This is a genomic window from Streptomyces sp. ADI95-16, assembly GCF_003721495.1.
GTDB lineage: Bacteria > Actinomycetota > Actinomycetes > Streptomycetales > Streptomycetaceae > Streptomyces > Streptomyces goshikiensis.
Genome location: NZ_CP033581.1, coordinates 7,954,138 through 7,967,844 on the forward strand (window position 1 = coordinate 7,954,138; position 13,707 = coordinate 7,967,844).

The 13,707-nt window shown below is 68.2% G+C and carries 11 protein-coding genes and 2 pseudogenes; 8 read left to right on the forward strand and 5 right to left on the reverse strand.

All coding sequences use genetic code 11. The features are described from left to right. Window positions 1-621 precede the first annotated feature (621 nt). From EES41_RS35650 to EES41_RS35660, 3 genes and pseudogenes are all read left to right on the forward strand, one after another. Window positions 622-2,250 carry an endonuclease/exonuclease/phosphatase family protein gene (locus tag EES41_RS35650; protein ID WP_123081992.1) on the forward strand — a complete coding sequence of 543 codons (1,629 nt, stop codon included), beginning with the start codon at window positions 622-624 and terminating at the stop codon, window positions 2,248-2,250. Between the two features lie 172 nt (window positions 2,251-2,422). Continuing rightward, a pseudogene (locus tag EES41_RS43950) lies at window positions 2,423-2,969 on the forward strand (response regulator); the annotation flags it as partial. A 219-nt stretch (window positions 2,970-3,188) separates the two neighbouring features. After that, window positions 3,189-4,181, forward strand: a complete 993-nt coding sequence (locus EES41_RS35660) for a DUF4344 domain-containing metallopeptidase (RefSeq protein ID WP_123081993.1) — start codon at window positions 3,189-3,191, stop codon at window positions 4,179-4,181. A 176-nt stretch (window positions 4,182-4,357) separates the two neighbouring features. Here EES41_RS35660 and EES41_RS35665 read toward each other — a convergent pair whose 3' ends face one another. Further along, complete coding sequence (locus EES41_RS35665) at window positions 4,358-4,948, reverse strand: TetR/AcrR family transcriptional regulator C-terminal domain-containing protein (protein ID WP_164496040.1); 591 nt, start codon at window positions 4,946-4,948, stop codon at window positions 4,358-4,360. A 65-nt stretch (window positions 4,949-5,013) separates the two neighbouring features. On the opposite strand from EES41_RS35665, the gene EES41_RS35670 reads away from it, so the two are divergent. Then, the gene (locus EES41_RS35670) at window positions 5,014-5,409 is read left to right on the forward strand and encodes a DUF4440 domain-containing protein (protein WP_123081995.1); all 396 of its coding nucleotides are present in this window, start codon (window positions 5,014-5,016) and stop codon (window positions 5,407-5,409) included. A gap of 555 nt (window positions 5,410-5,964) precedes the next feature. Here EES41_RS35670 and EES41_RS35675 read toward each other — a convergent pair. Beyond that, a complete protein-coding gene (locus tag EES41_RS35675) occupies window positions 5,965-6,834 on the reverse strand; it encodes a PhzF family phenazine biosynthesis protein (protein WP_123081996.1) in 870 nt (289 codons plus the stop codon). Window positions 6,835-6,943: 109 nt separating this feature from the next. Then, entirely contained in the window at window positions 6,944-7,255 is a 312-nt protein-coding gene (locus EES41_RS35680) for an EthD family reductase (protein ID WP_123081997.1), read from the reverse strand. Between the two features lie 371 nt (window positions 7,256-7,626). Between EES41_RS35680 and EES41_RS35685 the strand changes: the two genes are divergently transcribed. Beyond that, the gene (locus tag EES41_RS35685) at window positions 7,627-8,529 is read left to right on the forward strand and encodes a LysR family transcriptional regulator (protein ID WP_123081998.1); all 903 of its coding nucleotides are present in this window, start codon (window positions 7,627-7,629) and stop codon (window positions 8,527-8,529) included. Between the two features lie 455 nt (window positions 8,530-8,984). Here the strand turns inward: EES41_RS35685 and EES41_RS35690 are convergent, their stop codons facing one another. After that, window positions 8,985-9,662, reverse strand: coding sequence for a hypothetical protein (locus tag EES41_RS35690; protein ID WP_123081999.1), 678 nt, complete (start codon window positions 9,660-9,662; stop codon window positions 8,985-8,987). Window positions 9,663-9,722: 60 nt separating this feature from the next. Between EES41_RS35690 and EES41_RS35695 the strand changes: the two are divergent. Both EES41_RS35695 and EES41_RS35700 read left to right on the forward strand, forming a co-directional pair. After that, window positions 9,723-10,082: pseudogene (locus EES41_RS35695) on the forward strand (PHP domain-containing protein); the annotation flags it as partial. A gap of 95 nt (window positions 10,083-10,177) precedes the next feature. Further along, a complete protein-coding gene (locus EES41_RS35700) occupies window positions 10,178-11,803 on the forward strand; it encodes an ISL3 family transposase (RefSeq protein WP_164496041.1) in 1,626 nt (541 codons plus the stop codon). Window positions 11,804-11,807: 4 nt separating this feature from the next. Here EES41_RS35700 and EES41_RS43395 read toward each other — a convergent pair whose 3' ends face one another. Continuing rightward, complete coding sequence (locus EES41_RS43395; RefSeq protein WP_254211695.1) at window positions 11,808-12,596, reverse strand: SMI1/KNR4 family protein; 789 nt, start codon at window positions 12,594-12,596, stop codon at window positions 11,808-11,810. 156 nt (window positions 12,597-12,752) lie between these two features. On the opposite strand from EES41_RS43395, the gene EES41_RS35710 reads away from it, so the two are divergent. Beyond that, the gene (locus EES41_RS35710) at window positions 12,753-13,703 is read left to right on the forward strand and encodes an ISL3 family transposase (protein ID WP_123082001.1); all 951 of its coding nucleotides are present in this window, start codon (window positions 12,753-12,755) and stop codon (window positions 13,701-13,703) included. The last annotated feature ends 4 nt before the right edge of the window (window positions 13,704-13,707 follow it).

The following is a 13,707-nucleotide window of genomic DNA, read 5'->3' on the forward strand; positions in this document are numbered from 1 at the left end:
CATGAGTTCGCGCAAGTGGCCTCGTCGTCCGGTGCGGGGACGCCAACGTGGAGGCAGCGCCCGCATTTCGGACAGAATTCCGTGGTCCGGACCGTCGTCGGCTCGCGGCTCGACCGTCACGCACACGGAGTCGGAAAGGCGCCCTGGCCAGGAATCTCCCGACGCAGTGCGGACGTCAGGGACGCCAAGTCGCGGGGAAGCGGGGCCCGCTACTCACCTTCGCTGTCCGGATTTCCCTCTGCCTCTCTTGTCGTGCGCGAAAAGGCAGCGGATGATTCGCTGTCTCCCGACCGTCGGACGGGATTCTTTCCACGGCGCTCACCGCGTGACGCACGACGTGATTCCCAAGCCCGTCGGTATTTCCTGCCGACGGAGTCAAGAGCAGCGCAGGTTCGGAAATCTCCTGGGCGGGGCCAGCGGGCGAACCCATTTCGTGGGTTCATACCTCGATGCTCCGCCGCGGGGCATCCCTGCTTGCACGGAGATACCCGTCCGGGAAAACCGGATCCGGACAGGGAAGATTCACCGACCTGGAGAGGGGTTTAAGTGCCGGATCAATCGACTGGTACCCCGCCGCGCGCGATCAGACCGTGGAGGAGTTCAAGCAGAGCACTGGTTTTGATGATCTCGATGATGGCGGCGTGGCTCGCCATACCGGTCGCGCCCGCTGAGGCAGCGGTGCGGGACCACATCGCCGTGACCTGGAACATGCAGGGTGCCACGAGTGGCGGGCAGAGCAACTGGGCCGACCAGGTCAGGGCGATGTTCACCGTACAAGGGGCCGATGTAGTGGCCCTTCAGGAAGCAGGCGCCGTCCCCGGAAGCGCGGCAGACAACCCGCTGCGCACGTTCCCATACCAAGCACCCGCCGGGGTTTACCAGGTTCGTGAATACCTTTGGCGCGGAAGCAGCAGCCGTGGCACGAATTACTACGTCTACCACATGCGGACCGACCCCAATGGGAACCGGGTCAACCTCGCCATCGTGACGCGCCAGCGGGCCAGCAGCGTTCACATCCTGCCGCCCGTGGGCAGCCGAGCGATGTTCGGCGTCGAACTGGGCGACGGCTCGGTGTTCTGGACAGCACACGCAGGGGCCCATGTCGGAAATGACGCGGCGAGGATCGTAGCTGCGGTCAGGACGGAAATGGTCCGGCTCAACCGCCCTTCGTGGGCTCTGCTCGCCGACTTCAACCGGTCACCCAGCCAACTGGTTGCCGACCCCGCATGGCCGGGAAACACCGTTCGTGTGGTGAGCTCGGGCAGTCAGACACAGCGGAGTGGCGGCGAGTTGGACTACATGGTGACCAGCGATTTCACCGCAGCGTACCGTGCTGCGCAATTGGGCGGGCCGTTGTCCGACCACCATCCGGTCACGTTCGGAAGGAACCTGCGGGCGGCTGCCGATGTTCCGGAAATGCTGACGAGCGGGCGGTGGAAGCAGCAGATTCTGTGCGCGAGCGCCTCCGACGACTCGGTGTGGCTTCGCGATCTGAAGGGTGAGAACGGGTACTGCCAGTGGTTGCAGTACCCCGTGGGCAATGATCACTTCCTGCTGTACAACCTCGGCAAGGACAAGGTCATGGCCTACGAGGGTGGTGACGGTGGCCCCGTGGTGATGGAGGACTACGATCCCTCGGCCCCCCACCAGCAGTACTTCTCGTGGGGCGGCAAGGAGGAATGGGATGCCTACGCCCTGCAGTCCTACTACGACAGCGGGCAGAACGTCGACGCCAAGGCCACGGGTAGTGACACCCCTCGCACCGGCCCGATCCACACCCGTGGCTGGCGCCATGGCGATCAGATGGAACTCACCTGGAACAAGAGGGCGGAGGAACACGTCGTGAGCAGCCCGTTCCCGGACCACAACCTCTGCGCCAGTGATGCGAACAACCTTGTTTGGCTCAAGGACCAGGCAAGCTCCGATGCGGACTGCCAGTGGTTCCAGGTGGGCGGCGATGACAAATTCACCCTCTACAACCCGGCCAACGGCAAGGTCATGGCTTACGAGGGTGGTGACGGCGGTTCTGTGGTGATGGAGGACTACAGCGACGCGGGCCGCAACCAGCAGAACTTCTCGTGGGGCGGCAAGGAGGAATGGGATGCCTACGCCCTGCAGTCCTACTACGACAGCGGGCAGAACGTCGACGCCAAAGCCACGGGTAGCGACACCCCCCGCACGGATGCCGTGCACACCCGCGACTGGCGCCATGGCTTCCAGCGGGAACTGACCTGGAAGACCGCGCAATAGGCCGGCCCTCGGAGCGGACGTGGCGTCGCCCTGACGCGGCCACCGGCAGCACTGTGCTCCACCCGTGTGGGTGACGAACCGTCGCACACACGGGTGGGTCTGATGTCCCGGGCCCTCAAAATTTCCTTCGCTGTCGGTCAGAAGGCTCGGCGCACGGGACGCGGAGCGGCGCAACGAGGCCCTCGCGCTCACCCGCCGACACCGGCCGGACGTGGTCCTGCTGGACATCCAGATGCCAGGCCTCGACGGGCTGACGGCGGTAGCCCGGCTTCGCCAAGAACCGACAACCGTCGGTGTGATCATGCTGACGACCTTCGGCCAGGACGAGTACATCACCCGAGCACTCGAGGAAGGCGCCGACGGTTTCCTGCTCAAAGGCGGACGACCCCCGAGAACTCCTCAACGGCGTACGGGCGGTCGGCGCCGGCGGCGCCTACCTCTCCCCCCGAGTTGCGAGCCGGGTCATCGCCGGAATGCGCGCCCACCGCACGGCGCACCCCCACCGCTCCCTGGACAGGCTCACGCAACGGGAGCGCGACGTCCTGGCCGGCCTCGCCGCAGGGCTGTCCAACGCGGAGATCGCGGCCCGGCTGCACCTCGTGGAGGGCACCGTGAAAGCACACGTCAGTGCCGTCCTGACGAAACTGGGCGCCCGCAACCGAGTGGAGGCGGCCGTCGCCGCCCACGAGGCGGGCCTGACTCCGCCGCGCCGCGGCTGACCTGGGCTCTCCAGGGTCTGGCCGCAACTGTTCCGACAGTAATCCACCGCCCTGGCGCCCGACGGTGTGGAAGCCGTCCGGGCGGCCGGCCTGCATGTTCGGATCCTCGTCTTCGTCGGCACCGTGGCGGACGGTCCCCCGTACGGGCGGCTCGACGTGCGCCCGGCGCCGGACGGCCGGAGGATCAGTGCGGGAACACGCGACGGGAGCCGACCAAGGATGCCGAACACCGCCGGTCGCCCGAAGCGGGCGCGCATCGTCCTGTCAGGCGTGCTGGTCCTCGCCGGATTCGTCGTGACCGGGTGCGGCGGCGAGGTCCGCGACGCCGGGCAGGGACCCGGCGCAGGGCCTCGCCCCCAGACGGCGCGCTCCGGCAGGGTCACCGTCGTCTACGAGGCCCAGACGGTCAAACCGCAGGACCGGCAGGCCGTGGCACTGATCCGGAAGTCCCGTGTGCTGGAGCGGACGGCCGACTGGGTGAACAGAACTCTGACCCTCCCGCACGACATGGTCGTGAAGGTCACCGCCGACGTGCCGCCCGGCGTCACCGACGCCGTCACCCAGCCCGACGGCAGGACGATCTTCATCCCGCCGTCGTTCCTGACGGCCATCGAGAAGGCCCTCGCCGACGTGGTGAAGACCGTCGAACGGCCTGCCCCCCTCCCCGCGTCCGAGTACAACACCGACGATCTGACCGTGCTGTCGACCGAGTTCGTCTTCGGCCACGAGATGGGCCACGCCCTGCAACGCCAGCTCCTCCTGGCCAACCTCGGCCTCGAAGAGGACGCGGCTGACGGCTTCGCGTCCTTCTACACCGTCAACGAGGTCGGGCCGGGCCCGTCCCTGGCCGCCGCGGTCCTCTTCGACGAACTCGCCCGCAAGGAAGGCCAGCCGACCCTGGAAGGCCTGGCGAGCGACCATCCCGTCACCCAGCAACGAGCCTTCAACTTCCTGTGCTACCTGGAGGGCAGCGACCCGAAGAAGTACCAGAAGTCCCTGGTCGACAGCGGCTATCTCCCCAAAACCCGCGCCCCCCTGTGCCCACAGGCGTGGGCGATGCTGGACTACGGCTGGTGGACCCAGCTCCAACCCCACTTCAGCGCGGCGTTCAGGGCCAAGGGCGATGAGGAGCAGAAGAAGGCGCATGCGCGGCTGATCGCGGAGACGCAGGCCCTGGCACGGCGCATCGACGAGATCCGCGGCAGTCAATGAGGCCGTCCGGCACGGGCCCGGGAGACCGACCCCGCAGGCGGAACGTGGCAAAGCCATTCAGTCGGCAGCTCAACGGCTGAGCGGTCGCCGTTTCTGCACGTCGCAGATCCCTAAGGGGGCGAGCGCGTAAGTTCTTCAGGGGTTATGCGACCTGGTCGAGTACGGCAGGCGTGTACTCACTGGTTGCCGATGATCAGGGACAGGCCCGCGTCGAAGACGTCGCTGGCGGTCAGGCCGACGCGGCGGCCCTCGTTCATGACGCGAGCCACGGTCGGATAGGCCAGCTCGAACTCCTCGGTGGGCTGGGCTTCGGCGGAGTCCTGCTCCTCGATGACGTGGCCGAAGGTGTAGTGGACGGCGGTGTAGATGACGGTGGCCGCCTGCGGGAGGGACAGTCCGCCGTCTTCCAGTGCGCGCAGCCCGTATTCGGGGATGCGGGCGAGCGTGGGCGTGTTCGGCGGCCGAGCGCCGGCAACGACCCGGGCGCCGTCGGGGTAGGCGAGCATGGCGCGGCGCAGGCGGCGCAGCACCTCGTGTAGCCACGGCCGCCAGTCCTGGCCGGGCGGCATCGGCGCCAGTTCGCCGAACTCCTCCCGCAGCATCGCCTCGGCCATGGCCTCCAGCAGCTCGCGCTTGTCCTTGAACCGCCAGTAGATGGCCGGCGCTGTGACATGGAGGCTGGTGGTGAGCTTGCGGAAGGTCACACCGGCCAGCCCTTCCTGCCTCAGCAGTTCCAGGCTCTGGCTGACGATCCTCTCTGCGTCCATGGACACCATCCTATAGCGGTGTTACATTCACCTCGATATAACGCCGTTATAGAGAGAGGTGCGTCATGGATCAGGCACTTGTGGACGGCATGTGGACTTACCTCAAGGCCGGACTGGCCATGGACGTGGATGCGCTGGACCGGCTGTACGATCCCGAGTTTCAGAACGTGCGGGTCGACCAGGCAGGGCGGACGATCACCCTGACCAAGGACCAGTTCATGGCCCGCTTCCGGGCGCTGCGCGAGCAAGGGCAGAAGGTGGGTGAGTCCGTCGATGACGTGACCTTCCCGGCCACCACCGACCTTGGCGACCAGGCCGCGATCATGATGCGGCGGGTCCAGGGCGGCGAGCCGGTGCTCTACACCTTCATCTGGCGGATGACGGACGGGCGTCCGACCACGATCCTGCGCGAGCTCACCTTCGACCGGGACATCAGCTACCTGCTGGGGCTGACCCACTAGCCGGCCCCGCCGGGAGTCCCTCGCAACCTCGGCGAGTCCCAGTGAAGATCCTCCCGGAGAGTCCCCTCGATTGCCCGTGTGTCACGCCCGCCTGCCGCTCTCCGTCCAGGCCCCACCGACGCCACGACCGCCCCCTGCCCGGAGGGCTGGTCCACACGCAGCACGTCGAGGCCGATCCGGAGGGCCGGCACACCAAGAACTACTTCATCGAAGACCAAGGGCTGCCGGATCGCCTCATGCGGGGACCGAGCCGGTCCCGCGGCCGAACTCGGCCTCCAGGAGGTCGGTGAAGATGCCGACGGGGTCCTTCCAAGGCCCTGTCGCCCAGTCGGCGTTGATGTTCAGTTGCCCGTCCGCGTTTCACGATCCGGTCTTCCGTGCCCCGTGGCCCCCGAACCGGCGGCGCCGCCAAGCTGCGCGTCTCCCGATGGACGCTCAGCCGCGTCCTCGACACCGCGTCCCGCTGACGCCCGCCACCGGGTGCCAACGCTCGACCGCAGCGGACAGCCCCAGCCCCATGCGCGGATCGCAGAAGAGGACGGTCTGGTCGTCGCCTCAGTGTCCGTCGCGGACCACCGCCAACCCGCCGACCCGGGTCGTGATGCCCGCCGGCCCGCGTCGGGCCGAAGCGAGCACGCTGGCCGGTCGACCGAGGGTGTCGCCCTGCTCCACCTCGATCGCGACCGTCTGCGCCCCTGTCGTGTCGAGCAGGTGGGCGGCGAGGCAGCCGGTGCTGTTGGCGTTGGCGATGTCCTCGTCGACACCGATCGCCGGCGCGAACATCCGCGCCGCACCCGGTCGGTCGCCCACCGGCGGTACGTACACGAAACAGCCGAGGAGCCCGTACCGCTGGCACGCCGCTGTCAGCCTGCCGAGGTGTGGGTGGACTCGGAGCAGCGCTGACCGGTCGCTGACCGGTACCAGCATGCGTGGTGCGCCGGGCGCGGCGATCCGTGGCGCGTCGGTCGGATGCAGGTCGTCCGCGGTGAGCCCGAGCGCGGCGACGAGCGCGGCGCGCTCGTCCGGTGCCGGGTGACGCAGCGCGACGAGGCCCTGGTCGAACCACACCTCGATGCCGGCGGGGCGGCGGATCGCGACGGTGTCGAACGTGCGCCCGCCGGTGTGTTGGCGGTCGTTCAGCTCGCCCAGCGCGGTGCGGGTCAACCGGACGGCCTGCGCGGCAACGGTGCCGTGGCCGCAGCCGGACAGTTCGGCGGTGGCGGTGAAGAACCGGACAGGCCAGCCACCGTCCGGCGTCCGCACCGGGCCGAGGAACGCCGCGTGCGAGGTGCCGGCTGCAGCAGCGACCGCACGCCGGTCCGCGTCCGTCGCCGCCGGGTCGTCGTCGGTGACGGACGTGGGGCTACCGCCCCGGCCGTCGCGCCGCACGCACGCATCAACCACCGTCACATCCGGCCAGGACATCGGCCCACCTTTGACGCTCAACGAACCGGCAACCGCGAACGGCGTCCGCCGATGGCCGGACCTGGCCGCAACGGCCGACCGAACGCGTCCCGGAGCGTACCGGCCTGCCTCAGCCGGTGCCGTCCTGCACCGGATAGTGGATGACGACCGCACCGCCGGTGGCGTAGTTGGCGACATCGGCGGCCAACCGCTGGCCTTGCGGCGACGCCTGCGCCGCGGCCATGGCGGCGGCGTCAGCGAAGTCGCCTTCGAAGACCGCGAAATACGGCGCTTCTCCCTTGGTCGCCGCCACGTCGAGGCTGTAGCGCCACGCAAGCAGGCCCGGCCAATTCATGACCAGCGGAAGGTGGTTGGTCACGTAATAGTCGCGGAAGTGGTCTGGGTCGGCGGGCTTGGGATACAGGACCACCAACTTATGCATGACGACCTCCGTCCAGAGACGAGACCGTCACACTCCGGGTGACCTGGGAGCTCCTGCTAAGAACTGCCGCCGACCTCGCTAGGCGCGGAGCATCGGGATCCGGGTGAGGACGGAGGCTACGACATCGGGGAGGGCCCGGGTGGGTCGGGTCGCGCCAGAATTCATGGTCGAGCACACCGGGCTCGGTGGCCGCGGCCTTCGCGAGAGCCGTGAGGGCGGACTCGAAATCGGCGGTGTGCGTGAGTGCGACGTCCAGAACTGCGGTCAGTTGAATCGTCATATGCGCAGGTTAGAGCTTGATGTGCGGTCGAGGGAAAGACCGGTACGGGATAGGCTCAGAACGGATCGTTATCAATCGGCAGGGAGGGCACGTGGCGCCGGATACGGTGAGCCTGCGGTACTTCCTGGTGCTGGCGCAGGAGTTGAATTTCACCCGCGCGGCCGCACGGATCGGTATCGCACAGCCCGCACTCAGCGCCCGGATCCGCCGATTGGAGGCCGAACTCGGTACGGCCCTGCTGGTCCGCAACACGCGTAGCGTCGTATTGACCACGGCCGGTGTGGCTTTGGCGGAGTCCGCGCCGCCCGCGCTGGCGGCGCTGGACCGGGCATGGGACACCGCCCGGAGCGCGGCGGCCGGTGAACTGGGCACGCTGCGCATCGGATACAGCCTCAGCGCCGGGGCCGAGACGGCACCGGCTCTGGTGGACAGGCTGATTCGCGGCAACAGCGGACTTGAGGTCGGCGCGGTCCCGATGGCGACACCGGAGATCTCCCCTGCGGTTGCCGACGGCCGCATCGATGCCGGGATCACCCGCGGTGAACAGCCGGGCCGTGGCGTGCGCCGGTTCCTGCTGCGGCGTGAGCGCATCGGGGTCCAGCTGGCGCAGCACCATCCGCTGGCCGAACACCCGGAGATCGAGATCGCCGACGCGGCCGCGTATCCGCTGCGGCTTCCGGACCGTGCGGCCAACCCCGTGATCCACAATCAGCTGTCCGCAGTGTTCCGAGACACCCGACCACACCCCCGATTCCACACGCCCGCAGTCTCTTTCGACATGTCTCAGCGCGACCTGCGCGACGGGGTCACCCTCGCCCCGGCCGGAGAAGCCGCGGTCACGGCATCACCGGCCGGTCTCACCTGGCGACCGCTGCGGGGCGCGCCCAGCCTGACGATCCACCTGGTCCTCCCACACGAGCAGTCGCCACTACACGGCCGCATCCGTGCCGTCGCCGAAACCCTGGCGCACGAGCTGCACTGGCTGCCGGACTGACGCGCAAGAGGCCGAGCGAGACGGACGTCTGCGGTGGCGAGACCGAAGACCTTGCGCCGAGCGGCCGTAGCGACGACGAACTCGTGTTCGGTCGGCGCGAATCGGGCCACCGCGTCGACCTCGCGCGCCACGGTCGCCGGATTGTGCGGGCGCCCGGTGGTCCGCAGGACCTCGCGGGTGTCGTTGTAGATCGTGATGAGCACGCCTCTGGCGCACGTCAGCTGGTCCTCCTCCAGGTCCGCGAGGTGCTCGACGATCGCGGTGGGGTCGCGTGCGAGGTAGGCGCGCGTCAGGTCGAGGGCGCGCCACGCGGCCTCGTTCATCCGGGGGTCGGTGCGGTCGGCGAAGTCCCTCATCGTGGCTCCACGGTCGATCGAGCGGTGGCGGGAGTGCCTGCCTCACCCACTGGCACCTGGGGCGGCGGGCCGCGCTGTTTCGGGTGGGGCGCGGCCGGGTCAGCCGATGGTGAAGGTGGCGGTGTGTTTCTGGAGCACGACTCGGTCCTTGCCGGTGCGGGTTCTGCCGTCGCTTGTGCGTCTGCCCTTGGTTTTGGTTCCGGTGATCTCGACCTGGTAGGTGCCGGGCTGCAGGTTGGTGTAGGTGCGTGTGACGGTGCACAGGTAGGAGACGGATCCCACGCCGGCGTGGAAGACGTGGCTCTGCAGGACGTTCTGGCCCTGGCTGAGGGTGATCGTCCCGTCGATGACCGGTTTGAACTCCTCGGCCAGGTATTCTCCCTCGCGATGCCACATGATGGCGTCCCAGAACCAGCACTCCGCGTCGTAGCGGACGGTGGCTTCCTGGAATTCCTGTCCCCAGGACACGTCCACGGTCAGGACGGCGCTGACGCTGGAGATGTTGCCGTTGTCGCCCTGTGAGTCCAGGGTTCCGCTCTTCGGGGATCGAACGGTGGTGGTGACCGCGGGCTCCCGGGACTCGATCCAGTCCACCTGTCCGAGGGCGCCCTCCTGGCATGTGGTCACGTACCGGCCGTCGCGCTGGCTGCGTCGGCGGGTGCCCTTGGGCCGCTGCGATCCGTCGTTGGCCACGCAGTGGTCGATCGCGCCTGCACCGGGGAGTCTGATCGGCTGGGGAGGCGTCCACAGGGTGAATCGCTCCTGATCGTCTGTCATGAGGGAATCTTCACCGCACATGGCGGGAAGCAAGCCCCGCCGCTCGTGATACCACCCCGTAAGACGATCTGGGCGGCGACCGCCACCGGCTTGCACAACCTCTTCCGACTGTCCTCCGACGCGTACGACGAGGGCTGGCTCACCAAGTGGCCGCCGCATGGACAAGGCGACGATCTCCCAGTGCTTGGAGGGCCTGATCGCCTCCACCGGCTGCCCGTCCGGCGAGGCCGTGCAGGCCGCCTCCGACTACACGGACATCTTCGGCGAGGTCCGCTACTTCCTGGAGCTGATGGACCACGGCACGAGATCGAGCGCCGGGTCCGCGACGGGCTGCTGGAGATCGGCAAGAAGCTCGGCATCCCGCCGCTGGTCACGAACGACTCCCACTACACCTACGCGAGCGAGGCCGGCGCCCACGATGATTGGGCTCCTTGAAAATGGCTGTGGCGGATATTTCGTGACGGGTCCTAAACATCCGCCACGACCCGTGATGTCCGTTGTCCAGCATGGTGTCCGTGGGGGATGAACGCTTCTGGGATCTGGTGTGGCCTGATGTCGAGGGATTGGCCGTCGATGGGGTGGAAGTCGGCGGGGATGTGGTGTGGATCGATTTGCATGCCCGGCAGCAGACGGTCACGTGCCCGTCGTGCGGCATGTTGGCGGCGCGCGTGCACAGCACGTACATGCGGCGGCTGGCCGATCGTCCGCTGGGCGGCCGACGGATGCTGCTGCGCCTGAAGATCCGCCGGTTCTTCTGCGACAACGACCTGTGCTCCCGTCGGACCATGGCGGAGCAGGTGCCGTGCTTGACCACGCCCTACCGGCGCCGCACCCTGGCGGCCGCCCGGATAGTGCAGGCGATCGGGCTGGCCGTGGGCGGTCGGGCCGGCGCCCGGCTCGCCGGCTACCTGCCGGTGCGGGCGAGCCGAGACGTGATCGTGCGAGAGGTCCGGCGGCTCCCGGACCCGCTGTCCGGCCAAGTCACGGTCCTCGGGATCGACGAGTCCGCGTTCCGCAGGGGCGCCACCTACGGTACCGTGCTCATCGATGTCGAGACCCGACGGCCCATCGACCTCCTGCTCGACCGCACCGCGGACTCGGTGGCCGCCTGGCTCACCGCACACCCTGGCATCAAGGTCATCTGCCGGGATCGATGCAGCGCGTTCAGCCAGGCCGCCACCCGTGCCGCACCCGACGCGATCCAGGTCGCAGACCGCTGGCATCTGCTTCACTCGCTGGCCCGCGCTGTCGAAAAAACCGCCCACCAGCACCGCGCCTGTCTACGCAAAGACGCTGAAGTCGACGATCTCGACCCGCGCCAGGCGCCGCCATCCTCTGCGGCCTTGGCGGCGCTGATCGGGCCGCCGGAACCCGACGACCCGCCGGACAACCAGCTCCTGGCCCGCGTCCGTCAGTGGCACACCGACATTCACCACCTGCGCGAACGCGGCTGGACGATCAGGGCAATCGCCCGCCATCTGGGCCGGGACCGCAAGACCATCCGCCACTACCTGACCACCGACCTCGACCAGATCCTCGCATCCGCACGCGAACGCCGCCCCAACGGTCACATCAACCGTTTCAAGCCCTACCTGCAACAACGCTTCCGCGAAGGCGCGACCAACGCCGCCGCCCTCTTCCGTGAGATCCGTGAACGCGGCTACCGGGGCAGCCGCGTCGTGGTCACCAAGTACATCGCGACCCTCCGCGCCGGCACCGCCGCCCCCGAACCACGCCAGCCGATACCCAGCCCCCGCCGCATCACAACCTGGATCATGCGTCGCCCCGACTCCCTGACCGACACCCAGCGCGAACAGCTCAACCGAATCCTGGATGCATGCCTGGACCTGGCCACCGCCCGTGACCTCGCGCACGAGTTCAGCGCCATCGCCCGCGAATGCCGAGGGCACGACCTCACTCACTGGATGGCCCGCGCACTTGAGCAAGGACCACAACCGCTCCAAGGCTTCGCGGCCTTTCTCCAGAACGACTGGGCGGCCGTCGTGAACGGCCTGACACTGAACTGGAGCTCAGGGGCGGTCGAGGGCCAGGTCACGCGAATCAAGCTGATCAAGCGCCGGTCGTACGGACGAGCTTCGTTTGGTCTCTTGAGGACCCTCGTCCTTGCTCAGCCGCCATGAAGTCTCAGAAGGGCGGCTCGACGTCGTAACCGTCGGTGGGGACCGTCAGCGCAAGCGAGGCGGCAGGCCACTCGCCGGGAATTGCTTCGAGAGCGCGTTGAAGATCAGCCTCTGTCCTTCCGATCACGACCAGGTCCATGCCCACGAGTCCGGGTTCGAGCCGGAGCACCAGGCCAGGCGAGGAGAACCACCGCACGGGCGGTCCCATCGGCTCGAACCATGCCGGATGCGGCGGCAGCGGAACCGGTGCGAACTCCGCCTCCACGAAGGCAACCACCTCACTTGATGCCCGACACGCTGGTCCTTCTGGCCCACCTGACCTGGCCATAACGGCTTCACTCAGAACCATCTCCACACAGGCCAGCGAGACACGGTCCAGAAACGAGCACGTCGTGAGCTGCGGCAGATGATCGGAGAACAGAGCTACTGGCGGGTCTTCCCTCGACAGGTCGGTTAGACGCACCCCCCAGCCCGCACCACCCTGGTTCTCGCTCCGGAAGAGAAGAAGCTGACCAGAAGGATCGAGAAGCAGCTCACCCGGCTCAAGGAGGGGATCCTGCCACGCAACGAGGTCACCGCGTCGGCCGAACAACCCGTACGCCTCCCGCAGAGCAACTGGCAGCCGCAGATCCAGCCGCTCCTCCGCCTCCTGCACCTCACCGGCGGAGAACCCATCAGACGAGGTCAAAGGGGTGGCCCAGGACGCTGCGAACTCTCTGACGAACTCCCAGGCCCCCGCTCGGTCTGGGTAACCCCCGGCCAGTGCCTGCGCCACGTCGAACCTGTCATCCATCCGGCCGACCCTACGCGGCCATAGGGACACCAACATCCACCGGCACCAACGTGGCCATCACGAAATATCCGCCACAGCCGAAACTTGGCTGTGGCGGATATTTCGTGATGGCCAGTTCTAAACATCCGTCATGACCGGCAATGTCCGTTCCTCGGCATGGTGTTCGTGGGGGACGAACAGTTCTGGGATCTGGTGTGGCCCGACGTTGAGGGGCTGGTCATCGATGCGGTGAGCGTCGTCGGGGATGCTGTGTGCATTACCTTGCCCGCTCGGCAGCGGACCGTGACGTGCCCTTCGTGCGGCGCGACCGCTTCACGCGTACACAGCACGTACATGCGGCGCCTGGCGGACCGCCCGCTGGGCGGGCGCCGGGTGCTGTTTCGGCTGCGGGTCCACCGGTTTTTCTGCGACAACGGCCCGTGCTCACGCCGGACCATGGCCGAGCAGGTGCCGAGCCTGACCGGGCGGTACCGCCGCCGGACCACGGCGCTTGCCCGTATGGTGCAGGCGATCGGGCTGGCCGTCGGTGGTCGGGCCGGCGCCCGGCTCGCGGGACACCTGCCGGTGAGGACGAGCCGGGACGTGATCCTGGGTGAACTCCGTCGGCTGCCGGACCCGCCGTCTGCCCAGGGCACGGTGCTGGGGATCGACGAGTTCGCGTTCCGAGGGGGCGCCACCTACGGCACCGTGCTCATCGACGTCGAGGCACGACGGCCGATCGATCTCCCGCCCGACCGCACCGCTGGCACGGCGGCTGCCTGGCTCGCCGATCACCCCGAAAGCAAGGTCATCTGCCGGGACCGGTGCAGCACTTTCAGCCAGGCCGCCTCCCGCGCGGCACCCGACGCGATCCAGGTGGCAGACAGGTGGCACTTGCTGCACTCACTTGCCCGCGCTGTCGAACGAACCGCCCACCAGCACCGCGTCTGCCTGCGCAAAGACGCCGAGACCGGGGAGACGGACCAGCGCCAGCAGCCCTCTGACCCCGCCCCTCTGACCCCGCCCCTCTGGCCGCGTAGATCGGGCCGCCGGAGCCGAGCGACCCACCCGACGGGCAGCTCCGGCCCAGGTCCGGCAGTGGCACGGCGACATCCACCAGCTGAGTGAACGC

Coding starts and splice junctions, on each gene's coding strand:
- EES41_RS35690 (WP_123081999.1), bottom strand. CDS start 9,662: ATGACAGACGATCAGGAGCGATTCACCCTGTGGACGCCTCCCCAGCCG.
- EES41_RS35665 (WP_164496040.1), bottom strand. CDS start 4,948: ATGGACGCAGAGAGGATCGTCAGCCAGAGCCTGGAACTGCTGAGGCAG.
- EES41_RS35660 (WP_123081993.1), top strand. CDS start 3,189: ATGCCGAACACCGCCGGTCGCCCGAAGCGGGCGCGCATCGTCCTGTCA.
- EES41_RS35675 (WP_123081996.1), bottom strand. CDS start 6,834: ATGTCCTGGCCGGATGTGACGGTGGTTGATGCGTGCGTGCGGCGCGAC.
- EES41_RS35650 (WP_123081992.1), top strand. CDS start 622: ATGATCTCGATGATGGCGGCGTGGCTCGCCATACCGGTCGCGCCCGCT.
- EES41_RS43395 (WP_254211695.1), bottom strand. CDS start 12,596: ATGGATGACAGGTTCGACGTGGCGCAGGCACTGGCCGGGGGTTACCCA.
- EES41_RS35670 (WP_123081995.1), top strand. CDS start 5,014: ATGGATCAGGCACTTGTGGACGGCATGTGGACTTACCTCAAGGCCGGA.
- EES41_RS35710 (WP_123082001.1), top strand. CDS start 12,753: ATGGTGTTCGTGGGGGACGAACAGTTCTGGGATCTGGTGTGGCCCGAC.
- EES41_RS35680 (WP_123081997.1), bottom strand. CDS start 7,255: ATGCATAAGTTGGTGGTCCTGTATCCCAAGCCCGCCGACCCAGACCAC.